Raw genomic sequence first — 23,461 nt, 5'->3', positions numbered from 1 at the left:
TTCTCCCCGATTGGGTCGGCCGAACGGGCCGAGATTGTGCTTGAGCGTCAAATGGCTTGTGTTGTACGCGCCGTGTGAGCCTGACGAGCGAAGTGGGTCACGGGCAACAGCCGTAGTGATCCGCCGCCACTCGGTGACGTGTCCGTGACAGAAGCGGCTCTTTGGAAGATCGCCTCGCTGTGATCAGCCGAAAGTGTTCCAGAAGTCCAAGCCCACGAACTGGACGAGAGGTCCCGCGCAGGCCCCGATGACGCACGCGCCCATCACCATGAGGTACTCGCGCAGATGCTCCTCGGCGTCGCCCGTCTTCAGCGCGATGGCCATGCGGGTGCCGACGATCATCAGACCGGCCACTGCTGCCGCGGTCACCAGCCAGGCGATGTAACCGAGGACCTGGTCCAGTTTGCTGGTGACGTCAGACGGCGGGGTGTACGCCAGCTCGGCCATCAGCGGGCCCGCGTTCATCGGTTGCTCCTCATGTGTGTGTCTCGTGCAGGCGGTGCGGCGATCAGGGCCGCCAGCTCGGAGGTTTCCCGCGGCGGGGGTGCGGTGAGGTCCCCCGTGCGCCAGGCGGGCATCCAAGGCACCCGGTGAACCTTCACCACCGAGCCGATCACCTTGATCCGCTGCTGCAGCGGCCGGGGCAGTCGCCCGGGTGCGTCCGCGACCAGCGCGACGGCGACCAATTCCAGCCCGGGCGGCTGCTCGCCGCGCCGGAAGAGGTCGAGTGTGTGCGACACCGCCTGCAGTCCGGCTGCGTGGGTGCGGGCCACCAGCAGGACGCCGTCCGGCTCGCCCTGGTCGGACCGGGGCCAGGAACGGCCCGCGTCGACTCCGCCGAAGACCGCTGCCAGCGTGGAGGTGCCGGCGCCGCCGTGCGCGGCGACCCAGGCCAACTTCCGGTGGCCGACGGCCATTTCGGATGCTGCTCCAGCCGTCTGCGCGGATTGCGCTGGTTGCTCTGGTGTGACGACGGGCCCACGGATCCAGATCTCTGGGCCGCCCGGCGGGCTCCCTTGCACCGGCAACTCATCTCCCCCGAGGTGCGATTGGCAGTCTTGCAGTGGCAATCTTCGCTGATGAAAGAGTGATGGGTAGCACCCAGTGAGGCTCTGGGACAAGTTTGTGACCCGGTGGTTATTCACGTGCCGTCAGTTGCCGGTGAGACTCAACAGGGCGCAGGGCATCATCACTTGACACTGAGGGGAGCGGATGTCGAAGAACGGGGGAGGGGCCGTCGGCTGGGTGGTCGGCGGTGGACTTGCTGCGGTGCTGCTGCCAGTGATCATGATGGTCGCGGTCAGCGGCAACGAGTCCTCCAAGGCCCAAGCCGACGAACAGGGCGGCGTGGGGGGAGGTCTGAAGAACGGTTCAGTCAATCCGGAGTACGTCCCCTGGGTCCTCAAGTCCGGCGCCCAGTGCGACGTGATCAAACCGGCTGTCATCGCGGCACAGATCGAGGCCGAGTCAGGATGGAACCCCAAAGCCGTGTCACCGGTGGGTGCCGAGGGCCTGTCCCAGTTCATGCCCGGCACCTGGCCGTCCTGGGGCCGGGACGAGGACGGCAACGGGAGTGCCTCGCCCTTCGACCCGCCTGACGCGATCATGGCGCAGGGACGCTACGACTGCTCCCTCGCCAAGGACGTCGAGGGCTACAAGAGCCGGGGAGTGGCATCCGGCGAGACCCTCGATCTGGCGCTGGCCGCGTACAACGCGGGCCCGGGAGCCATCGAGCAGTACCACGGCATGCCGCCGTACGCCGAAACGCAGAACTACGTCGCCCGCATCAAGTCGCTGATACCCAAGTACGAATCCATCGACCAGGCGCCGGGCACGGTCCCCCCAGGGCAGCAGATGGCCATGCCGCTTAGCGGCAACCCGCCGGTCACCTCGCCGTTCGGCATGCGGATGCACCCGATCCTGCACGTCTGGAAGCTGCACACCGGCATCGACTTCGGCGTTCCGGCCGGAACGCCCTTCCTCGCGGCCCGGGACGGCAAGGTGACGTCCGCGGGCTGGGCCAACGGCTACGGCAACCGCGTGGTCATCTCGCACGGCACCATCGACGGCAAGCAGATCTCCACGACGTACAACCACATGTCCGCCATCGACGTCTCCGTGGGACAGGAGGTCAAGGTCGGACAGCAGGTCGGAGCGGTGGGCTCCACCGGCTTCTCGACCGGTCCGCACGCCCACTTCGAGGTCATGGTGGACGGACAATACGTGGACCCCGCACCCTGGCTGGGGCTGAAGTGACGGGACAGGAAAACGGGGACACGATGAGGACACGCTTCGTACGGACCGGGCACCGGTCCGCGACCGTCCTGCTCACGGCGGTCGCCGGCCTGACCCTGCTGTCGGGGTGCGGACTGCCGGACCACCGCGTGCAGGGCGACGGGAAGGGCGGATCTGCGTCGGGGAAGACCTCCTTCACCCCCAAGGCCCCCATCCCGTCCGGGAAGCCGCTCGGACCCGACGCGCATGTCGCGACGCCGGGCGTGGTGGACGCCAACGACGCCGGCGCGGTCTCCAAGGCCTGGGCCGAGACGGCGTACAGCTACGACACCAAGTACGACACGAGCTCCCATGACGCGGTGCTGCGTGCCGCCCGCTGGCTCACGGAGCGCAAGGCGGCCGCCGAGCGCGAGTACCAGCCCGCGAGCGGTCCCGGGTACGAGTGGAACACCTGGGCCCGACACCATGCCTGGACCACGGTGACCGTGAGCAGCGAACTGGAGGACGACGCGCCGCGGGACAGCGAGACGATCGCCTACCGGGACCTGGTCGTGACCGGAACGGCGCACGGCCGGGACGGCTGGACGGGCACCGGACCCCGACTCAACGCCTATGTCAAGCTGGTACGTTCAGGCGTCGGCGAGCCATGGCGCGTGGACGACGCGACGGTCGTCGAGGCCGCGACGCCGCCGAGCGCCAACCCCTCATCGGCGTCCGACGGCTCCTCCTCCGACCACTCCGCCCAGTGAGGGAACCGATGTCCAGATTCAGTCGCAGCGTCCACAGGCGACAGAAGAGCATCCCTGGGCAGGAGCAGCCGTCCGCACCCGGGCTGCGACCCATCGAGGTGCACGTCCCGGCCGACGGGAGCGCAACGGTGGGGGGACTGCCGGTCGTCGCGGGCCCCGGGGAGAGCGTTCAGGACGCGGTGCTGAACTACCTCCACCGCCTGGTGCTCGCCACCGGACACCCGGTTGCCGCCACCGTCCATGACGAGCGGATCGGCTTCAGCACGCCTATCCAGGTCGCGGCGGACGGCTCAAGCCAATTCGCGGGAGAGCCGGTTCCGTTCGCTGCGCCTGCGCCTGCGCCTGCGCCAGTGGCTGCGGCTGCGAATGCGAACGCGCCGGCTCATGGTGAGGGTGCGAATGCCGCTGTGTCTGCAGGTGCGAATGCTTCTCTTCCGCAGGTTCCGGACGTGCCGGTCGCCGCGACGATGCCGCAGCCGCGCCGCGACCGGGCTACGCGGGCGCTGAGGGCGGTGCCGGACCAGGCGCCCGGCGAGGTGCCCGGGCCGACGCCCGCGCCGGCTGCGACCGGGGAGGCCGCGCCGGCATCGACGCCCGCAGGGGCCACTGTCCCGTCACTGCTCGCGGAGCCCGTCCTGCGGATCAACGAGGCCGTGCAGATGGGCCGGATCGAGTCGGCGGCGGCCATGGCCGAGCAGAGCATCGCGTCGGCGTCGCAGACGTTGGGAGCGGAGCATCCCGAGGTGCTGCAGCTACGTGAACTCGCCGCGTACATCGCATATTTGGCGGGCGATGCACTGCGCTCCTTCACTCTGTCCATGGAGCTTGCGAGGGTGCGCAGTCGCCAGAAGGACGCGCGGGCCAATGTCAACGTGCAGAGCGCGGCCGCCGCGTGGCGAGCCGTGCGGGACCCGTCGCAGGGGCTGGCCCTCGGACGTGAACTGATCGGCCTGTGGAGCGAGCTGGCCGTCGACGGCGGCCCGGCAGCGGCCGACACCCGTCAGCTCGAGGCAGCCCGCGCCCGTATGGACCGTCTCGCCGAACGCGCCCGGGTCCCCGCGGACACCCCCTACACACGGAGCCCCCACGCCCATGGCCAGTGACCACGACCCCCACCGCCGTGGGGACAACACGTCGGCGCGACCGGACGGTGGTGGGGGTGGCCGCACGGCATCGGCCCGACGCCGCTCGCCACGGGTTCGCGTCGAGGTGAACGTCAACGAGCTGACCGGCACGGTCAGCTGGCGCACCATCAGGCCCGGGACCCCCATCGGCACCCGGGGGCGCGGCAAGGGCGCGGACGCCCAGCGGAGCGAACGGCCGGATGCGACGCTGTCGCGCCGCCCACAGGCCGCCGCACTCCGCTCGGCCGGCCTCGACCCTGCAGGCTCCCGTGCCCGCGGCGCCGCCCCGATCCCCACGCACCCCGCGGCCGTCCGGGCCGCTGTGAGCACCCCGGTGGATTCCCTCTCGCCGGACCAGATGAACAGCCTCTTGGCACGGATCGGCAAGCTCCGCTCACAGCTTGCCGGTGACCTGGGTCGCGGCGCGCGCATGCCTTCGGCCGTGGCGGCCCGGCTGCGCTCGGCCGCCTCACCCGCCAACGTACACGCGCTGTCGGCCGCACACGCGGCGTCCGTACGCGCATCGGGCCACCGTGCCGGGCGCGCCAACCGCCCTGCCGCGCCTGCCACCGGCGCGGCACCGGCGCCCGGCCCACGGAGGTAGCGGGGGCAGCCTTGTCGCAACACCGGTCCGCATCCCGTCCGGGACGGGCTTGGGGCGCCGACCGGCCCGGATCACTCCGATCCAGCCGAGGACGACGCCGCGCCGAACCTGGAGCAAGTCACGGACGACAACGGGGAGTCGAGACCCCGCCGTTTTCTAGACTGCAGTCTCCGCCGCCCGCCGGTCCGGGGTGGGCAGCGAATGTGCCGAGTCGGAGAGAAGGTAGACATGGGCGAGAGCCGTGACGACGAACCTGTTTCGAGGGAGGACATCCGAGCCGAGTGGCGTGCCATCGTCGAGTCCGGCGAAGCCCTTCCGGGATCGGGCCTGGCCGCACTGAGCGCCCGAATGCGGGCCACCGGGAACTGGCCGGAGGACCTCCGCTCGGCGCCGGTGATCATCGACACGGACATCGGCGGTGACGCCGACGACGCACTGGCGGTCGCGGCGGCGGCCCGTTCTCTGCCGCGGCTGGCCCTGGTGCTCACCAGCGACGAGACCGGACCGGCTGTCGGCTACGGGGCGAGGGCGAGGTTCGTCAGGTACCTGCTGGACCTGACCGGCCGTACGGATGTTGCGGTCGCTTCGGGTGTGTCCCTCGGGGACACCCGGTACTTCTGCGCAGACGGCCTGGTGCCCGACGAACTCCCTCCCCAGCCGGCTGACGTGGTAGGCGCGGTGCGCGCCGTGTGTGCGGCCGTGCCGGGGCCCGTGCAGTGGGTCGGCATGGGCCCTCTCAGCAATCTCGCACTGGTTTTGGAAGCCGCTCCCGAACTGGCCTCCCGGCTCCACGTCACCCAGATGGGCGGGGCCCTGAACTACCGCGACCCCAGCCGGGCCGAGCACAACTTCCGACTGGACGTGCCGTCCGTGCACAGGGTCTTCGACGCGGTCCACAAGGGCCTGCTGCCGACGCCGTACTTCGTCACCTCTGAGGTCACCTTCACCTCGGCCATCGAGATCACGGCCGACCACCCGGTCCACAGGGTCCTCGCCGCACCGGATTCACCGGCCTGGGCCGCCCTGCTGGTGGCACACATGCAGCAGTGGTTCGAACGCTTCCACCCGGGCACCATCCAGCACGACGCACTGACGCTGTCGGCCGCGCTCCAACTTCCCTTCGTCGACTTCGACAAGATGCCAGTGGCGGTGGACGGCATCGGACGCACCACGCGCTCCGAGGCGGGCGTGCCGGTCTGGCTGAGCCTGTCCGCCCGTTACCCCGCCTTCATGCGGTGGCTCTCACAACGGTTGGATCCGGGCTGGAAGCCGGCCGAAGAGGGCGCCTGATGACTGCGCGCCCGGTGGACGAACTGTACGGCCATGTGTCCGACGTTCACGCGGCCTACGGCCTCACCGACCCTGCACAGCGGCTGGCGGTGGAGGAGGCGTATGCGGCCTTCCGCGAGCACAGCGGTCCGTTCATGGTGTCCGTCGCCGCGGAGATGCTCGACGACCTGCGGTCCGACGTCCAGCAGAACCCCGACAGGGTGATCGCTTTCCTCGGCCGGGACGGCCACAGCCTGGCCGCGGCCGTGCGCGGGCTTGATCCGGAGTTCTTCGACCACCACTGCCGCGAGGTGGTGGTGTCCAGGGCCGTGGTCGATGCGGCCCTCCAGGACCTGGAGAAGAACGCCGGAGCAAGCTTTCCGCAGGCCGAGGCCTTCCGTGGCGCCCGCAAGAAGGTGGACCCCGCGGACGTCGACGGTTCCTACAGGCACCTCACGGACTACCTCCGCGCCTCAGGAGTCCCCATGGGGCTTCCGGGCAGTTCGGTCACCGTGGTGGATACCAGCTTCAAGGGCACGGTCCAGGAACTGATGTCCGCGGCCTACCCGCAGACGGAGATCCAGGGCAGATACGCGTTCCTGGCGCTCTCCCCGGACGACCCCCACCCGGAGGCCAAAAAGGGCTACGTCTTCCATCAGGAACCGGACGCCGTCTGGCAGGGGCTTCCCCAGCCGTACCTGCCGGAGCAGAGTTCGCAGACCTTCGGCAACCAGGACGCGCTCGGTGTCATCGAGGAGACGTTGCACGGGCCGATGGGCAGCCCGCTGAACGTCACGGCGCAGGGCCCTCAGCAGTTACCTCAACAGTTCGACCAGCAGCCGCTGGTGGGCATCAATCCGGTGGTGGTCGCGGAGCAGTACCGTGATCCGAAGGTACGCGAAGCCGTCAAGGCGGCCGCCGTACTCGCCGTTCACGACAGCGCGGTGGAGACAGCCCGTAGCCGGGACCTGGGGCGCGACTGGAGAGGCGAACTCCGGCAGGCTCGGGAGAGGTTCACCGACCAGGTGCGGTCCTGGGTGTCCCGGGACGGCCGGACCGACGGCAGACTCACCGCCGTCCTGGACAGTTTCGTCCGACGCGTCGACAAGAACGTCGTCAAGGACCTCGACAGGGCACTGAAGCACGCGGGGGTGGACCAGCGGGCGGCCGAACCGCTCTGGAAACGATTCGGCGAGTTGAAGAGCCTGGACGAGAAGAAGCAGTTTCTGAAGGACGCCATCACGCCGGCGCCTGGCAGCGGCAGGACACCGCAGGAGCACCTGCGCGGGGTCGTGGCCGCGTCGGGTACGTCTCTCTCACCGCAGGCCGGCGGCGCGGGAACGTCGATAGCCAAGGCAGCGGGCCTCCACCTGAGGGGAAAGACGCCGGGGACCCCTGGCCCCCAGACCTCCTCGAACCAGCAGACCGGCAAGACCCTCGGTACCGGGTCCTGGCGGGTACCGCCGCAGCCCGGGAAGCCACCGCCGGGGAACAACAACGGCGGGCCGAAGCGCTGAACCACTCGCACCACGGGCAGAGACGTTCCTGGTCGGAACCGGCGAGTATGTGTCTCTCCGGGGCGGCTCGGAGGAGAACCGGGCCGTCATCCGGACGAAGTCAGCTCATCCGGCACCAGCAGCTCCACCGTCCCCTCGCCGGGAGCCTTCGAACAAACCGACCGAGATGAGCTGTAAGACGCGAGCCGGGCTTCTGGAACGAGCCTGTGACGCCATAGTGACGTGAAACCGTGAGCGGGCCGAGAGACTCGGCAGTAAGCCTGTGACCGGTTCCCCGGCACATCAGAGTGAGGGAACAAATGCCTCGACGCAGTCGCGACAAGAAGCGGGAACAGAAGCGCTCGGCGTCCTCGGCCACCCCGGCGGCGCCGATCGAGGTCCGGGTCCCCGCGGCCGGCCCGGGCGCGGGCGCTGCGTCGATCGACGGTGTACCGGTCGTCGCGGCCGACGGCGAGGAGATCCAGCAAGCCGTCCTGAGCTACCTCCACCGCGTCGCCCTCGCCACCGGCCACTCCCTCCGGGCCACGGTCCGGGACGAGCGCATCGGGTTCGTGGTGCCGATCCGGGTCTCGGTGGACGGGTCGAGCGAGCTCGCGGGGGAACCGGTGCAGGTGGCCGCGCCCGAGGCGCCGCCCTCCGCCGGGCCGGCGGCGGTGGGCCTTGGACAGCGCCCTGCGGAGGCCACGCCGCCCCATGAGCCGGAGCGGCCGCGCTCGGACAAGCCGACATACCTCCTGCGCGCGATGGAGACGCAGAAGCCGGCGGGCGGAACCACGGCTTCGACGCTGCCCCTGCGGGCGGTACCGGAGTCGGAGGCCGGCCCGCAGCTGTCGCCCCTTCCGGAGGAGCAGCCTCCGACAGCCACGCCGCACGGCGGCACGGCGTCGACGTACGTTCTACGGGCGGTGCCGGAGGCGGCGGCGCAGCGCCCCGAGCGGCCGACGAGTACCTCCGGACAACGGGGAGCGCCCTGGCCGACGCCGGAGCCCGCGATGCACGCCGCGGCGGACCGGCGGCCCGAGCAGTCCCCTGAGTCGCCCGACAGGCCGGCAGTGCCCCACCGCCCCGCGCCGGTTCAGCCGCCGACGCCGGTCCACGAGCCCTCGTCGGCCCAGCAGCCCACGCCCGGCACAACGGCCCCCACGGTCCCCCTGAGGGCGGTACAGGACCCGAACGCACCATCGACACCTCCGACGTCCCCGCCGACCGGCGTCGAGGTTCGTACCCACGTGCTGCGCGCCGTACCGGAGGCGGCAGCAGACCAGTCATCCGCGTCCGCACCGCAGCCCGCCCCGGCCTCGCCGTCGGCCTCCGAGACCTGTCCGGAACCCGATGCGTACGCTCCCGACGGTGCTCACGCTCCCGACGGTGCTCCTGGGCGCCCCGGTGGCACCGTCGCCACCTTCGTGCTGCGGGCCGTGCCCGAGCAGAGTGCGCTGATCACTGCGACGTCCGGGCCGGCCCAGGTCCTGCCCGGCGCCTCCGACGACAGCAGTCCGCCGGCGCCCCGACCGCACGCCCCCGGCACGGTCTCCCCGCCGACGGGAACCTTCGGTCCGCCCCCGGCCATCCCTGCCCGGCCGCCCGCCCCGCCGGTATCCCCCGTCACATCCCCGGAGCCGCAGACCGCGCCCCGTACGCCGTCAACGCCCGATGCCTCTTCCCCGCTTCCGGTGACGGCCAAGCCCCCCATCTGGCCCACCCCCGCGCCTTCTTCCGTGGAAGCACCCGAAGTCGTCATGCCTCCCATCACGGAAGCGGCCCCCGACCTCGGTCCCGGTCCCCAGGCCGGCCCTTACTCGGTTCCCGGCTGGAAAACCACGCCGGCTCCGAAAGCCGTCCCGGTCGCCGCCGACAGGGACGACGAGGTCAAGGAACCTCCTGTGCGCGAGTTTGACTCCGTCGCGGAGCTCGTACTCGGGGTCGAGTCCGGGACCGCGTCGGCCGTGGGTACGCGCGGGCCCATCGCCGAGCCCATGGCCCGGATCAACGAGGCCGTGAAACAGGGCCGTATCGAGGAGGCCGCCGGCCTCGCGGAGCAGACCGTGGCCGAGGCCGCCGCGACCCTCGGCTCCGACCACCCCGACGTCCTGCGCCTGCACGAACTCACCGCGTACATCGCCTACCTGGCCGGCGACCCGCTGCGTTCCTTCCATCTGTCGCTCGACCTCGCCCGGATTCGCCACCGGCTGCGCGACCCGCGCGGCGCGTACGGCAACGTGCAGAGCGCGGCAGCAGCCTGGCGTGCGGTCCGCGACCCGATGCAGGGCATGCACCTCGGCCGCGACCTGATCGCCGTATGGACGGAACTCGCCGCCGACGAGGGCCCCGCCGCCGACGACCTCGACCAGCTGGAGAAGGCCCGCAGCCGCATGGGCCGCCTGGCCGAACGGGCCCGCGCGTCCACCGGCGGCGAGCACTCGAACGCACGGTGACCGTTCACAACGTGGGGCTCCCCAAGCCGACTGGAGCGTCGTTCTCCCCGGGCATGCCTGGGCTCTTCGAGCAAGGGCGCCCCCGGCCCGTCCCGTAGTTGAGGACGGGCACGGAGGCATCTGGGCGGGCCACCGACTACGCGTCCACCGGATCGGGCCCCGCAGCCACACTGTCCGCCGCCGTGCGCGGCGCGCTCACCGCTCCGTTTCCGACGGCGGCGCCCGGCACGCCCATCCCGCTGCCCAGCACACGGGCCGCTCGGCGCGCCGTGCGCAGTGCGTCGCCGGTCAGCAGCGCCAGTGCGAGCCAGACCAGTGCGAAGCCCGCCCAGCGCTCGGGCGGCATGGCCTCGTGGAAGTAGAGGATGCCCAGCAGGAACTGGAAAACCGGCGCCAGGTACTGAAGCAGACCGAGCGTGGACAGCGGCACGCGGATCGCGGCGGCGCCGAAGCACACGAGGGGCAGCGCGGTGACGACACCGGTGGCGGCGAGCAGCGCCGCGTGTCCCGGGCCGTCCGTCGTGAAGGTCGAGTCGCCGTGCGCCGTCAGCCACAGCAGATACACCAGCGCGGGCAGGAACTGCACGGCCGTCTCCGCGGCCAGCGATTCGATGCCGCCCAGGTTGACCTTCTTCTTCACCAGGCCGTAGGTGGCGAAGGAGAAGGCGAGGCAGAGGGAGACCCACGGCGGACGGCCGTAGCCGATGGTCAGGACGAGCACGGCGGCGAAGCCGACCCCGACCGCCGCCCACTGGACGGGCCGGAGCCGCTCCTTCAGGATCAGCACACCCATCGCGATGGTGACGAGCGGGTTGATGAAGTAGCCGAGCGAGGCCTCCACCACGTGGCCGCTGTTCACGGCCCAGATGTAGACGCCCCAGTTCACGGTGATGACGGCCGCGGCGACCGTGATCAGCCCCAGCCTGCGCGGCTGCCGCAGCAGCTCGCCCGCCCAGGACCAGCGTCGCATCACCAGCAGCGCGCCGGCGACCAGGACCAGGGACCAGACCATCCGGTGGGCGAGGATCTCCACCGCCCCTGCGGGCTTCAGCAGCGGCCAGAACAGGGGTACGAGCCCCCACATCCCATACGCCGCGAAGCCGTTCAGCAGACCTGTCCGCCGCTCACCCTTCGACTTCTCGACCACGGGCCCCTCCTACTCGCGCGACTGCCCCGGTGCAGCATCCATGAAGGTAGCGCGAGCACCCCCGCCTGTCATGCCCGTATCGGCATACGGTCATGACAGGCGGGGGTCGGGAGGCTCAAGGACCCGACGGGGGAGTTCAGCCCTTGAGCGCGGCCGTGATCGACTCGGCGATCGGGGTGGTCGGGCGGCCGGCCAGGCGCGAGAGGTCGCCGGTGGCGACGACCAGCTCGCCCTTCTCGATGGAGGCGTCCACGCCCGCGAGAATCGCGGCGAACGGCTCGGGCAGACCGGCGCCGGTCAGGATGCCGGTGTAGGCCTCGACGGAGACGGCGTTGTACGCGATCTCCTTGCCGGTCTGCTTGCTCAGCTCGGCCGCGTACTCGGCGAAGCTCCAGGCCTCGTCGCCGCCCAGCTCGTACGTCTTGTTCTCATGGCCCTCGCCGGTCAGTACGGCGACCGCGGCGGCCGCGTAGTCGGCACGGGAGGCCGAGCTGACCCGCCCGTCACCGGCGGCCTGGGTGACGGCGTTGTACTGCAGCACGGGCGCGAGCTGCTCGGTGAAGTTCTCGTTGTACCAGCCGTTGCGCAGCAGCACGTACGGCACGCCCGAGGCCAGGATCGCCTCTTCGGTGCCCCGGTGGTCGTCGGCGAGAGCGGCCGTCAGGCTGCCCGGGGCGCTGGTGTAGGCGAAGAGCGCCACACCGGCGGCCTTGGCGGCGTCCAGGACGACCTTGTGCTGCTGGACCCGGCCCTTGTCGAACTCGTTGCCGGAGATCAGCAGCACCTTGTCGCCCGCGGAGAAGAGGCTGTCGAAGGTCTCCGGGGTGTTGTAGTCGGCGACCGCGATCTTCACGCCGCGGTCCGCGAAGTCGGCCGCCTTCTCCGGGGTGCGGACGACCGCGGTGATCTGGTCGGCCGGAACCTTCTCCAGCAGCTGCTCCACGACGTGACGGCCGAGGTGCCCGGTGGCTCCGGTGACGACGATGCTCATGATGGAAATCTCCTCGTAGGGGGCTCTGTCGCTAACCCTAGGACATGCGCTAACTCTCCGAAAGTACCCACTTTGAAGTAAGGTACTGGCATGGCCGTAAGTACCACAGTGACCGGCAAGTACGACACCGGTGAGGCGATGTGCCCCTACCGCCTCGTCCTGGAGCACGTCACCAGCCGCTGGGGCGTCCTCGTCCTGATCGAGCTGATGGAACGCCCCCACCGCTTCAGTGAGCTGCGCCGCGCGATCGGCCGGGTCAGCGAGAAGATGCTCACGCAGACGCTGCAGACCCTGGAGCGTGACGGTCTGGTCCACCGGGACGCCAAGCCCGTGATCCCGCCGCGCGTCGACTACTCGCTCACCGAACTGGGTCACGAGGCCGCCATGCAGGTGAAGGCGCTGGCGACCTGGACCGCGGAGCGGATGGACGACGTGGAGAAGGCCCGCCAGGCATACGACGAGGCCCGGGCGGCGAGCGCCCGGGCCTCGTGAATCCAGTGGTCGTCCCCTAGCCGACGACCGTCCAGGTGTCGCCGCCCGCGAGCAGCGCGGCCAGGTCGCCCTTGCCGTTCTGCTCGATGGCCGTTTCGAGCTGGTCGGCCATCTGGGTGTCGTAGACGGGCCGCTCGACGGAGCGGAAGACCCCGATCGGGGTGTTGTAGAGGGTGTCCGGGTCGGCCAGCCGGGAGAGCGCGAACGCCGTGGTGGGCGACGCGGTGTGGGCGTCGTGCACGAGGATGTCCGCCTCGTTCTCCGCGCTGACCGTGACCACCTTCAGATCACCGGTCCGCCCGTCCCGTACGACACCGCGCGATCCGTCCGGACCGAAGCGGATCGGCTGACCGTGCTCCAGGCGGATCACGGCCTCCTCGGCGGTGTCCTTGTCCTTGAGGGCGTCGAAGGCGCCGTCGTTGAAGATGTTGCAGTTCTGGTAGATCTCCACCAGCGCGGTGCCCGGGTGAGCGGCGGCCTGGCGCAGCACCTCGGTCAGATGCTTGCGGTCGGAGTCGACGGTACGGGCAACGAAGGACGCCTCGGCGCCGATCGCCAGCGACACCGGGTTGAAGGGCGCGTCCAGCGAGCCCATCGGCGTCGACTTGGTGATCTTGCCTACCTCGGAGGTGGGCGAGTACTGGCCCTTGGTCAGACCGTAGATCCGGTTGTTGAACAGCAGGATCTTCAGGTTGACGTTGCGGCGCAGCGCGTGGATCAGGTGGTTGCCGCCGATGGACAGCGCGTCGCCGTCACCGGTGACCACCCATACGGACAGATCACGGCGCGAGCTGGCGAGGCCGGTCGCAATCGCGGGCGCACGGCCGTGGATGGAGTGCATGCCGTACGTGTTCATGTAGTACGGGAAGCGGGACGAGCAGCCGATGCCCGAGACGAAGACGATGTTCTCCCGTGCCAGGCCCAGCTCCGGCATGAAGCCCTGGACGGCGGCGAGAATCGCGTAGTCACCGCAGCCGGGGCACCAGCGCACTTCCTGATCGGACTTGAAGTCCTTCATGGACTGCCTGGCCACGGCCTTGGGAACGAGGGAAAGCGCCTCGATCGTGCCCGTGCCTTCCGTGGACGTCTCAGCCATCGATGGCCTCCTTGAGAGCCGCGGCGAGCTGTTCGGCCTTGAACGGCATGCCGTTGACCTGGTTGTACGAGTGTGCGTCGACCAGGTACTTCGCCCGGATGAGCGTGGCGAGCTGTCCGAGGTTCATCTCGGGGATCACCACCTTCTCGTAACGCTTCAGGACCGTGCCGAGATTCCCCGGGAACGGGTTCAGATGACGCAGATGGGCCTGCGCGATGGACTCGCCGGCCGCGCGCAGTCGCCGTACCGCCGCGGTGACCGGCCCGTATGTCGAGCCCCAGCCCAGCACCAGGGTCTTCGCCTCGTGGGGATCGTCGACCTCGATGTCCGGGACCTCGATGCCGTCCACCTTCGCCTGGCGCGTACGCACCATGAAGTCGTGGTTGGCCGGGTCGTAGGAGATGTTGCCCGTGCCGTCCTGCTTCTCGATGCCGCCGATGCGGTGCTCCAGGCCCGGGGTGCCGGGGATCGCCCACGGTCGGGCGAGGGTCCCCGGGTCGCGCTTGTAGGGCCAGAACACCTCGGTTCCGTCGTCCAGCGTGTGGTTCGGGCCCTGGGCGAACTGCACCCGCAGGTCCGGCAGCTCGTCCAGCTCCGGGATCCGCCAGGGCTCGGAGCCGTTGGCCAGATAGCCGTCGGAGAGGAGGAAGACCGGCGTACGGTAGGTGAGCGCGATGCGGGCCGCCTCCAGGGCCGCCTCGAAGCAGTCGGCGGGGGTGCGCGGGGCGATCACCGGGACCGGGGCCTCGCCGTTGCGTCCGAACATCGCCTGGAGCAGATCGGCCTGCTCGGTCTTGGTCGGCAGACCGGTCGAGGGCCCGCCGCGCTGGATGTCCACGACCAGCAGCGGCAGCTCCAGGGAGACCGCGAGGCCGATGGTCTCGCTCTTGAGGGCCACACCCGGCCCGGAGGTCGTGGTCACGGCCAGCGAGCCGCCGAAGGCCGCGCCGAGCGCGGCGCCGATGCCGGCGATCTCGTCCTCGGCCTGGAAGGTCCGCACCCCGAAGTTCTTGTGCTTGGACAGCTCGTGCAGGATGTCCGAGGCCGGGGTGATCGGGTACGAGCCCAGGAACAGCGGCAGGTCGGCCTGGCGCGAGGCGGCGATCAGCCCGTACGCCAGGGCCAGGTTCCCGGAGATGTTGCGGTACGTGCCCACCGGGAACGCCTTGACCGCCGGCGCCACCTCGTACGAGACCGCGAACTCCTCAGTCGTCTCGCCGAAGTTCCAGCCGGCCCGGAACGCGGCGATGTTCGCCTGCATGATGTCCGGCTTCTTGGCGAACTTCGACTTCAGGAACTTCTCGGTGCCCTCGGTCGGCCGGTGGTACATCCACGACAGCAGGCCCAGCGCGAACATGTTCTTGCTGCGCTCGGCCTCCTTGCGGGTGAGGTCGAACTCCTTGAGCGCCTCGACGGTGAGCGTCGTCAGCGGCACGGGGTGGACGTTGTACCCGTCCAGCGACCCGTCCTCCAGGGGACTGGCGTCGTAGCCGACCTTCTGCATCGCGCGCTTGGTGAACTCGTCCGTGTTGACGATGATCTCCGCGCCGCGCGGCAGATCGCCGACGTTGGCCTTCAGTGCGGCCGGGTTCATGGCCACCAGGACGTTGGGCGCATCACCGGGGGTGAGGATGTCGTGGTCGGCGAAGTGCAGCTGGAACGACGAGACACCCGGCAGGGTCCCTGCGGGGGCACGGATCTCGGCGGGGAAGTTGGGCAGGGTGGACAGGTCGTTGCCGAAGGACGCCGTCTCCGAGGTGAAGCGATCACCGGTGAGCTGCATACCGTCACCGGAGTCTCCCGCGAACCGGATGATCACCCGGTCGAGCTTGCGCACGTCCTTGGTGCCCGCCGCTTTGCGCTGTTCTCCCACGACGGCTCCGTCGGCCTGCTCCGCTGTCCTGCTGACCTGGCTGGTCACTGAACTGGACCTCCCTCGAGGCGGCTGTCCGGGAGTGGCCGTCCCACCGGCCTTCCCAGGATCAACCCTACGTCGGTTAGGGTCGCCTTCCCTCGGCCGTTCGCATGATGGACACCACGGTGAGACGGTCCGACGCCCTGACTTGTCATGATTTACTCGGCTCCCGGCGCTGCTTTTGAAGACGCTCCCTGCTCATCCTTTGGTTCTGGTGCTTCAGAGGTACTCGACGGCGCTGGAGTCGTTGTGGTGCCCGGCGCGGACCGGACGCGCCGCTCGGCCCGCTCACGCCTCGTCACGTTTCCTGACACAGTGTCAGCCGATCATGTGTTGAGGTAGGTGAGGACGGCCAGAACACGCCGGTGATCCCCGTCGCTCTGCGACAGGCCGAGTTTCAGGAAGATGTTGCTGACGTGCTTCTCGACGGCTCCGTCGCTCACGACGAGCTGCCGGGCGATCGCGGAGTTCGTCCGTCCCTCGGCCATCAGCCCTAGGACCTCCCGCTCACGCGGGGTGAGCGCGGCGAGCACGTCCTGCTTGCGGCTGCGCCCGAGCAGCTGTGCGACGACCTCCGGGTCCAGCGCGGTGCCCCCCTGGGCCACCCGCACCACGGCGTCCACGAACTCGCGGACCTCGGCCACCCGGTCCTTGAGCAGATAGCCGACGCCGTGACTGGAACCGGCCAGCAGTTCGGTGGCGTACCGCTCCTCGACGTACTGCGACAGCACCAGCACGCCGAGCCCGGGATGCGCCTTGCGCAGCTGTACGGCGGCCCGGACTCCCTCGTCCGTATGGGTGGGTGGCATCCGCACGTCCGCGACGACGACATCGGGCAGCTCGCCGCGGTCCGCCAGTTCGGTGATGGTCTTGATCAGCGCGTCCCCGTCGCCGACACCGGCGACCACGTCGTGCCCGCGGTCGGTCAGCAGCCGGGTCAGGCCCTCCCTGAGCAGCACTGAATCCTCGGCGATGACCACCCGCACCCTGTCCTCCACGATCCTCGGCCCCCCACAGCCTGTTCCCGGCCCGCACCGGCGTCGGCCCGGGATGGTTGCCGTCCGTACGACAGCCCCAGCATTCCAGCATCCGGACCGGTGTGGAGCCCGGCGCCGGGAATCGGACGCCGGGGACCGGGAATTCAGGGGACCCCCTAGCTCGGGCGGAGACGGGAGTGGGGGAGGTCGTTCGGGGCGGCGAGGGGGTGGGGGAGGTCGTTCGGGGCCCGGGAGGGGGGCGGGGGAGGCTATTCGGGGCGGGCGAGGGGGCGGAGGAGGTCGTTCGGGGCCTGGGACGGGGGCGGAGGAGGTCGTTCGGGGCCTGGGACGGGGGCGGAGGAGGTCGTTCGGGGCCTGGGACGGGGGCGGAGGAGGTCGTTCGGGGCCCGGGAGGGGGCGGAGGAGGTCGGTTCCGGGGTGGGGAGGCTCAGTCCTTGGCGTTCATCCGGCGTTGGCGTTCATCACGTGCTCACGCCCGCCACGGCAATTCCGCAGTGATCCGCGTGGGCCCCCCGGCCGGTGAATCCACCACCAGGATCCCGTCCACCGCATCGAGCCGCCCCGCCAGCCCGGCCAGCCCCGATCCGCCCGAGGCATCCGCGCCGCCCGCTCCGTCGTCCACGACCTGGAGCAGCAGTCGGTCATCCACGCGCCACACATCCACCGTGGCCCGCGAGGCCCGCGCGTGCTTGCTGATGTTCTGCAGCAGCTCCGAGACCGTGAAGTACGCGATCCCCTCGATCGCCGGCGCCGGCCGCGACGGCAGATCCACCTCCACCTGCACCGGCACGGTGCACCGCGACGCCACCGCCGACAGTGCGGCGTCCAGACCGCGGTCGGTGAGGACCGCCGGATGGATGCCGCGCGCCAGGTCCCGCAGCTCCTGCAGCGCCGTCTTCACCTCGCCGTGCGCCTCGTCCACCATCCGTGCGGCCGCGCGCGGATCCTCCGCCAGCTTCTCCTTCGCCAGCCCCAGATCCATGGCCAACGCCACCAGCCGGGCCTGTGCCCCGTCGTGCAGATCCCGCTCGATGCGCCGCAGATCCGCCGCAGCCGTGTCGACCACCACGCCCCGGTCCGACTCCAGCTCGACCACCCGCGTCGCCAGCCGCGACGGACCGAGCAGGCCGTGCACCAGCAGCCGGTCCACCGTGGTCAGCCCCCGGACGATCCACGGCGTGGCCAGCGTGAACAGCAGTCCCACCAGCGCCGTCACCGTGATTTCGAACGGGTTGTCGAGGTACACGTGATGCGTCTCGTCGGCATAGAGCTGAAGCCCGCCCTGCCCGACGTACATCGGAAACACCCAGAACCACAGCGGATACGTCAGCAGCGCCCATCCGCAGGTCCACAGGGTCACCCCCACGACGAACGAGAACACGGCCCACGGGAACTGCAGCACCGTGTAGAGCATGTGCCGCCAGGACGTCCCGCTCTTGAGCATCGCCCCGATCCACGCCATCGGCCCGCGCCGCTTCATCGGCAGCGGCTCCGGGTCGGCCACCTCCAGCCCCAGCAGCCCCCGCGCCCGTGCCCGCTCCAGGGCCCCGAACCCGCGGCACCCCGCGAGGGCCACCGCGAGCACCGGGATCCCCAGGAACGTCACCAGTAGCCCGGCCCCGATCGAGAACATCGTGACGCTGTACGTGAACGTCATGATCCCGATCGGCAGGCTCAGCACCAGATAGCAGAACTCGGCCCAGCTGCGCCCCTCGATCGGCGCCCGCAGCGCGACCGGAAGCCGGTGCGGCCGCCCCCCGGCGCCCTGGGATCCAGGGCCGCCGCAGTCTCCGTACCTCTGCCCGTACTGCGTGGCCATCGGCGTCGTCCGTTCTCCTCGTCGGCCGACCCGGCGCGGTCGGCTCCTCCACCCCGGCGCGGTCGGCCCGCTCGGCCGGTTCGCCGGTTCGTAACTCCACCCTGCTGTCCCCGTGCCCGCCGGGCCATGGAGCGGGTCGGCGTCTTGAACCGGGGGTTTTCCCCACCTCCCGAACACCCGGATCTACCCCCACTCCCCGAACACCCGGATCTACCCCCACTCCCCGAACACCCGGATCTACCCCCATGCCCCCTCTTCGCGAAGCGCTACCTCCGCCGCGCCTCGTCCCCCCGGTCCCGCCACGGCAGCTCCGCCGTGATCGTCGTCGGGCCGCCCACCGGCGAGTCGATGACGAACAGGCCGTCGACCGCGTCCAGCCGGTCCGCGAGCCCCGCCATGCCGGTGCCGCCGTCCAGGCGGGCGCCGCCGCGGCCGTCGTCCCATACCTGCATGAGCAGCCGTTCGTCCGTCCTCCACACGTCGACGGAGGCGGACTTCGCGCCGCTGTGCTTGCTGATGTTCTGCAGCAGTTCGGAGACCGTGAAGTAGGCGATGCCCTCGATCGCCGCGGCCGGTCTCGCGTCCAGATCCACGGTCACCCTCACCGGCACGGTGCACCGCGTGGCCACCGCCGACAGTGCGGCGTCCAGGCCGCGGTCCGTGAGGACCGCCGGATGGATACCCCGCGCGAGGTCCCGCAGCTCCTGCAGCGCCAGCTTCACCTCACCGTGCGCCTCCTCGACCATCGCCGCCGCCGAGTCGGGGTCCTCGAGCAGCTTCTCCTTGGCCAGTCCGAGCCCCATCGCGAGGTTCACCAACCGGGCCTGCGCCCCGTCGTGCAGATCGCGCTCGATGCGCCGCAGATCGGCCGCGGCCGTGTCCACGACCACCCCGCGGTCGGACTCCAGCTCGGCGATACGCCGCTCGAGCTCGTCGGAGGGGGACAGCAGCCAGCGGACCATCGCCCGGTCCACGTTGGTCAGCCCGCGCGCGATGAACGGCAGCACCGGCCACAGGACGAACAGCGACACCAGCGTCACCGTGAACGTCAGGATCCCCCAGGGCAGCCGGACGAAGTCGTACAGGACCGTCCGCCAGCCCACCGGGTCCTTCAGCGCCAACCACAGCCGCTGGAACACCCCGCCGCCCTTGCGCAACGGCAGCGGAGTCGGCTCCTCCACCCGCACCCCGAGCAGCGCCCTGGCCCGCAACCGCTCCAGCTTGCCCAGCTGCCGCGCGCCCAGAAGCCCGGCAGCGAGCAGCGGGAAACCGATCACGGTCATCGTCAGCCCGGCACCCGTGAACAGCACCGTCACGACGTAGGTGAACCCGACCAGCGACATCGGCAGATTCGCCAGGAGATGTGTGATCTCGCGCCAGGTACAGCCGTCCAGGGCGAAGCGCAGGGGCGGCGGGTGCTCGTCGTCCAGGGTGAAGCGCGGGGACCCGTGATGCCGGCCGTTCCGGGCCCTGAGGCTGGTGATGGGTTCGGTCATATCTGTCGGCAAATCTGTCGGCCTCGTTCGGTCATGTCCGCCAGCCTGCCGTGCGGCGCTCCTCGACACCATGAGGCGGGCCGCCGAGGTCCCCTGAGGGAAACCCCACCCTCCCCGGACACCTCCAGGCGTGGACAGGCTGCTTACGCTCTCTGTGGACAGGCTGCTTACGCTCTCTTTAGCAGGGCCTAGACTCCCGTGCGTACAGATCGTCGAACACAAGGTTCACCAGGGTCACGAGGTCAGGGAGCGAGGGGCTGACGTGCCGGATCCGACCGCCGTCGCCGTCGTGGCGGAAACCGGGAGCACCGGGGGTGCCGGGAACGTCGTGGCAGCGGGCTACTTCCAGTCCTACTCCGTCGTCGGGCTGCTCGCCGTCGTCGGCGTGCTCTTCGTCGCCGTCGCCTTCGGCGCGGGCCGCCTGCTGCGCCCCGTCGTGCCCACCCCCGAGAAACTCCTGACATACGAGTGCGGCGTCGATCCCGTCGGCGAGGGCTGGGCCCACACACAGGTCCGCTACTACGTCTATGCGTTCCTGTACGTGATCTTCGCGGTCGACTCGATCTTCCTCTTCCCGTGGGCGACGGTCTTCGCCGATCCCCGTTACGGCGCGACCACGCTCGTGGAGATGTTCGTCTTCCTCGGCTTCCTGGCCGTGGGACTGCTGTACGCATACAAGAAGGGCGTCCTGACATGGACGTGAACCCCTCGACTCCGTCGGCTCCCGAGCCGGTGCTTCTGCCGGAGCCGAAGCGGCTCGGTGCGCTCGCCCGTCTGGCCCCCGAACCGATGAAGGTGGTCCTGAACTGGGGCCGCCGCTACTCGCTGTGGGTCTTCAACTTCGGGCTCGCCTGCTGCGCGATCGAATTCATCGCCGCGTCGATGGCCCGGCACGACTTCATCCGCCTCGGCGTGATCCCGTTCGCGCCCGGCCCGCGTCAGGCCGACCTGATGGTCGTCTCCGGCACGGTCACGGACAAGATGGCCCCCGCCGTCAAACGCCTGTACGAGCAGATGCCCGAGCCGAAGTACGTCATCTCCTTCGGCGCGTGCTCGAACTGCGGCGGCCCGTACTGGGACTCCTACTCCGTCACGAAGGGCGTCGACCAGATCATTCCGGTGGACGTGTACGTCCCCGGCTGCCCCCCGCGCCCCGAGGCGCTGCTCCAGGGCATCCTCAAGCTCCAGGAGAAGATCGCGCGCGAGTCCCTCGGAGAGCGCTACGGCTCCTCGCGCCCGTCCACCGCCGCCCTGCAGAGCGGGCTTGTCCAGCCGCCGCCCGTGGTCGCGGGTTCCGTGCCGGGTGCGGGTGCGGGTGCGGGTCCGGAGGCGGGTTCCGGCTCGGGGGTGGGGCGATGACCGCGGTCGGCTGGCTGCCCGCATCCGCCGAGGACCTCTTCGGCCCCGAGGCCACGGCCGAGGAGTCGTACGACGTCCTGACGGTCGACGTGCCGCCGACAGGCTGGACCGCGGCGCTGCGGGTTGCGCGCGACGACCTGGGCTGCACGTACTTCGACTGGCTGAGCGCCGTCGACGAACCGGGCACGGGCATGCGCATCTCGGCCCACGTGGTGGCCCTGTCCGCGGTCCGCCGCCTTCTCGTCCGCACGACGGTCCCGCACGACGCCCCCGCCCTCCCCTCCGCAGTGGAGATCTACGCGGGCGCCGCCTGGCACGAACGTGAGACCCACGAAATGTTCGGCGTCACCTTCGAGGGCCACCCGGCACTGGACCACCTGCTCCTGCCCGAGGGCTTCGAGGGCCACCCCCTGCGCAAGGACTTCGTCCTGGCGGCCCGGGTCGCCAAGGCCTGGCCGGGTGCGAAGGAACCGGGCGAGTCCGAGCACGGCGGCCCCAAGCGCCGGCAGATGCTGCCGCCGGGCGTCCCCGACCCGAACGAGTGGGGCCCGTTGAAGGGCCAGCTTCCCCCGGCTCCCGCCCGCCCGGCCCGAGCCGCGGGCCGCACGGCGGGCGACCGCCCGGTACGCCGCACCCGTACGACGGCGGAGGGCTCGGCAAGCCAGACCCCGGCCGGGTCCGAGGCGACGGAGACCCCGGTTCCACAGCGCCGAGCGCGCAGCGCGTCCGAGGGCTCCGCGTCGCAGCGTGGTGCGGAGGGCGGCGCTGAGGCCGCGGCTGAGACTGCGGCTCCGGCCGGCCCCCGTCGTGCGCGCAGCGCGTCCGAAGGCTCCGCCTCGCAACGGGCGGGCGCCTCGGCAACCGAGGACACGGCCCCCAAGCCGTCCGTCGCTCCGCGCACCTCGGACGCCCCCTGGCACCACGCCCGCCCGGCCTTCGACGAGCCCGAGCCCGCTCCCGAGCCATCAGCGAAGGCGGAGCCCGCAACGGAGCCCGAGGCAGGGCCCGAGCCGAAGCCGGAGGCAGGGCCCGAGCCGAAGCCGGAGGCAGGGTCCGAGTCCAAGCCGGAGGTAGGGCCTGAGCCGAAGCCGGAGGCAGGACCCGAGTCCAAGCCCCAGGGTGAGGCCGTCGGCGAGACCAAGGCCGACGGCGCAGACGGCGCAGCCCACCCTGGCCGCACCCAACCCCCCAAATCCCCGAACCCTGACGAAACCCCCACCCCCGACGACCCCTCCGGAGGCACGCGGTGAACGGCGCTCTCGACGTCGGCCTGCGACTCCTCGTCGTGTTCGTCGTCTTCCTCACCTTCCCCCTGATCATCGGCCAGACCGAACACAAGGTCATGGCCCATATGCAGGGCCGCCTCGGCCCGATGTACGCCGGCGGCTTCCACGGCTGGGCCCAACTCGTCGCCGACGGGGTGAAGTTCGCGCAGAAGGAGGATGTCGTCCCGGCGGGCGCGGACCGCCGCATCTTCCAGATGGCCCCGGCCGTTGCGCTCCTCCCGTACCTCCTCGTCCTCCTCGCCATCCCGATCGGCCCGAGCCAGGGCGCCGTCGGCCAGATCGTCGACGCGGGCATCTTCTTCGTCCTGGCCGTCATGGGCGTCGGCGTACTCGGCTCCCTCATGGCCGGCTGGGCCTCCGCCAACAAGTTCTCCCTCCTCGGCGGCCTCCGTACCGCCGCTCAGCTCCTTGCCTACGAACTCCCGATGCTGCTCGCCGCCGCCTCGGTGGCCATGGCGGCGGGCACCGTCTCGCTGCCCGGCATCGTCGACGCGTTCCGCTGGTGGTGGCTGCCCTGGCAGATCGTCGGCGCGATCGTCTTCTTCGTCGCCGGCCTCGCCGAACTGCAGCGCCCGCCCTTCGACATGCCCGTCGCCGACTCCGAGATCATCTTCGGCGCGTACACCGAGTACACCGGCCTGCGCTTCGCCCTGTTCCTGCTCGCCGAGTACGCCGGGATCATCGTCCTGTGCGGCCTGACCACCGTCCTCTTCCTGGGCGGCTGGCACGGACCCTGGGGCGCCGAGGGCCTCGGCTGGCTGTGGACGCTCCTGAAGACCGCGGTCCTCGCCTTCGTCGTCATCTGGCTGCGCGTCACCTACCCCCGCCTGCGCGAGGACCAGCTCCAGAAGCTCTCCTGGACTCTCCTCGTCCCTCTCTCCCTCGCTCAGATCGCCCTCACCGGCATCGTCAAGGTGGTGATCTCCTAA

At 70.5% G+C, this 23,461-nt stretch carries 21 protein-coding genes; 12 read left to right on the top strand and 9 right to left on the bottom strand.

The window, feature by feature from the left end; genetic code table 11:
- Positions 1–183: 183 nt before the first annotated feature.
- Entirely contained in the window at positions 184–465 is a 282-nt protein-coding gene (locus ABT186_RS15590) for a hypothetical protein (RefSeq protein WP_351226691.1), read from the bottom strand.
- Positions 462–917, bottom strand: coding sequence for a DUF6668 family protein (locus tag ABT186_RS15585; protein WP_502973212.1), 456 nt, complete (start codon positions 915–917; stop codon positions 462–464). Before ABT186_RS15585 ends, ABT186_RS15590 begins: the two co-directional genes overlap by 4 nt.
- Before the next feature lie 295 nt (positions 918–1,212).
- Between ABT186_RS15585 and ABT186_RS15580 the strand changes: the two genes are divergently transcribed.
- The 7 genes from ABT186_RS15580 (at position 1,213) to ABT186_RS15550 (ending at position 9,933) form a co-directional block, all read left to right on the top strand.
- Complete coding sequence (locus tag ABT186_RS15580) at positions 1,213–2,256, top strand: peptidoglycan DD-metalloendopeptidase family protein (RefSeq protein ID WP_351226693.1); 1,044 nt, start codon at positions 1,213–1,215, stop codon at positions 2,254–2,256.
- A gap of 23 nt (positions 2,257–2,279) precedes the next feature.
- Positions 2,280–2,984, top strand: a complete 705-nt coding sequence (locus tag ABT186_RS15575; protein WP_351226695.1) for a hypothetical protein — start codon at positions 2,280–2,282, stop codon at positions 2,982–2,984.
- A 449-nt stretch (positions 2,985–3,433) separates the two neighbouring features.
- Complete coding sequence (locus ABT186_RS15570) at positions 3,434–4,087, top strand: hypothetical protein (protein ID WP_351226697.1); 654 nt, start codon at positions 3,434–3,436, stop codon at positions 4,085–4,087.
- Entirely contained in the window at positions 4,077–4,712 is a 636-nt protein-coding gene (locus tag ABT186_RS15565; RefSeq protein ID WP_351925416.1) for a hypothetical protein, read from the top strand. The genes ABT186_RS15570 and ABT186_RS15565 overlap by 11 nt, the downstream gene beginning before the upstream one ends.
- A 228-nt stretch (positions 4,713–4,940) precedes the next feature.
- Complete coding sequence (locus tag ABT186_RS15560; RefSeq protein WP_351925414.1) at positions 4,941–6,002, top strand: nucleoside hydrolase; 1,062 nt, start codon at positions 4,941–4,943, stop codon at positions 6,000–6,002.
- Positions 6,002–7,498 carry an ABC transporter permease gene (locus ABT186_RS15555; RefSeq protein ID WP_351925412.1) on the top strand — a complete coding sequence of 499 codons (1,497 nt, stop codon included), beginning with the start codon at positions 6,002–6,004 and terminating at the stop codon, positions 7,496–7,498. The genes ABT186_RS15560 and ABT186_RS15555 overlap by 1 nt, the downstream gene beginning before the upstream one ends.
- 299 nt (positions 7,499–7,797) lie before the next feature.
- Entirely contained in the window at positions 7,798–9,933 is a 2,136-nt protein-coding gene (locus tag ABT186_RS15550; RefSeq protein WP_351925410.1) for a hypothetical protein, read from the top strand.
- Positions 9,934–10,069: 136 nt separating this feature from the next.
- Here ABT186_RS15550 and rarD read toward each other — a convergent pair whose 3' ends face one another.
- Both rarD and ABT186_RS15540 read right to left on the bottom strand, forming a co-directional pair.
- Positions 10,070–11,017 (bottom strand): EamA family transporter RarD, encoded by a 948-nt coding sequence (rarD, locus tag ABT186_RS15545; RefSeq protein ID WP_502973216.1) that lies wholly within the window; start codon positions 11,015–11,017, stop codon positions 10,070–10,072.
- A gap of 199 nt (positions 11,018–11,216) precedes the next feature.
- Positions 11,217–12,071, bottom strand: coding sequence for an SDR family oxidoreductase (locus tag ABT186_RS15540; protein ID WP_351925406.1), 855 nt, complete (start codon positions 12,069–12,071; stop codon positions 11,217–11,219).
- A 90-nt stretch (positions 12,072–12,161) separates the two neighbouring features.
- Here ABT186_RS15540 and ABT186_RS15535 point away from each other — a divergent pair, with 90 nt between their 5' ends.
- The gene (locus ABT186_RS15535; protein ID WP_351925404.1) at positions 12,162–12,563 is read left to right on the top strand and encodes a winged helix-turn-helix transcriptional regulator; all 402 of its coding nucleotides are present in this window, start codon (positions 12,162–12,164) and stop codon (positions 12,561–12,563) included.
- A 16-nt stretch (positions 12,564–12,579) separates the two neighbouring features.
- Here the strand turns inward: ABT186_RS15535 and ABT186_RS15530 are convergent, their stop codons facing one another.
- From ABT186_RS15530 to ABT186_RS15510, 5 genes are all read right to left on the bottom strand, one after another.
- Positions 12,580–13,659 carry a 2-oxoacid:ferredoxin oxidoreductase subunit beta gene (locus ABT186_RS15530; RefSeq protein ID WP_351226713.1) on the bottom strand — a complete coding sequence of 360 codons (1,080 nt, stop codon included), beginning with the start codon at positions 13,657–13,659 and terminating at the stop codon, positions 12,580–12,582.
- The gene (locus ABT186_RS15525; RefSeq protein ID WP_351226714.1) at positions 13,652–15,580 is read right to left on the bottom strand and encodes a 2-oxoacid:acceptor oxidoreductase subunit alpha; all 1,929 of its coding nucleotides are present in this window, start codon (positions 15,578–15,580) and stop codon (positions 13,652–13,654) included. Before ABT186_RS15525 ends, ABT186_RS15530 begins: the two co-directional genes overlap by 8 nt.
- 320 nt (positions 15,581–15,900) lie before the next feature.
- Positions 15,901–16,560 (bottom strand): LuxR C-terminal-related transcriptional regulator, encoded by a 660-nt coding sequence (locus tag ABT186_RS15520; protein WP_351925486.1) that lies wholly within the window; start codon positions 16,558–16,560, stop codon positions 15,901–15,903.
- Between the two features lie 481 nt (positions 16,561–17,041).
- Entirely contained in the window at positions 17,042–18,391 is a 1,350-nt protein-coding gene (locus ABT186_RS15515; protein WP_351925402.1) for a sensor histidine kinase, read from the bottom strand.
- Between the two features lie 266 nt (positions 18,392–18,657).
- Entirely contained in the window at positions 18,658–19,887 is a 1,230-nt protein-coding gene (locus tag ABT186_RS15510) for a sensor histidine kinase (RefSeq protein WP_351925400.1), read from the bottom strand.
- Positions 19,888–20,149: 262 nt separating this feature from the next.
- Between ABT186_RS15510 and ABT186_RS15505 the strand changes: the two genes are divergently transcribed.
- The 4 genes from ABT186_RS15505 to ABT186_RS15490 are packed head-to-tail and all read left to right on the top strand — an operon-like array spanning position 20,150 to position 23,461.
- Positions 20,150–20,590 (top strand): NADH-quinone oxidoreductase subunit A, encoded by a 441-nt coding sequence (locus ABT186_RS15505; protein ID WP_502973209.1) that lies wholly within the window; start codon positions 20,150–20,152, stop codon positions 20,588–20,590.
- On the top strand, positions 20,581–21,246 hold the full coding sequence (locus ABT186_RS15500) for an NADH-quinone oxidoreductase subunit B (protein WP_351925398.1): 666 nt from the start codon (positions 20,581–20,583) through the stop codon (positions 21,244–21,246). Before ABT186_RS15505 ends, ABT186_RS15500 begins: the two co-directional genes overlap by 10 nt.
- Positions 21,243–22,496, top strand: a complete 1,254-nt coding sequence (locus tag ABT186_RS15495; protein WP_351925396.1) for an NADH-quinone oxidoreductase subunit C — start codon at positions 21,243–21,245, stop codon at positions 22,494–22,496. The genes ABT186_RS15500 and ABT186_RS15495 overlap by 4 nt, the downstream gene beginning before the upstream one ends.
- Positions 22,493–23,461: a complex I subunit 1/NuoH family protein gene (locus ABT186_RS15490; RefSeq protein ID WP_351226724.1), complete on the top strand. Its 969-nt coding sequence runs from the start codon at positions 22,493–22,495 to the stop codon at positions 23,459–23,461. Before ABT186_RS15495 ends, ABT186_RS15490 begins: the two co-directional genes overlap by 4 nt.

Origin of the sequence: Streptomyces sp. NPDC001634, assembly GCF_040298185.1 — a bacterium.
In the GTDB taxonomy this organism is placed as follows: domain Bacteria; phylum Actinomycetota; class Actinomycetes; order Streptomycetales; family Streptomycetaceae; genus Streptomyces.
This window is presented reverse-complemented; position numbering and strand designations above follow the sequence as displayed.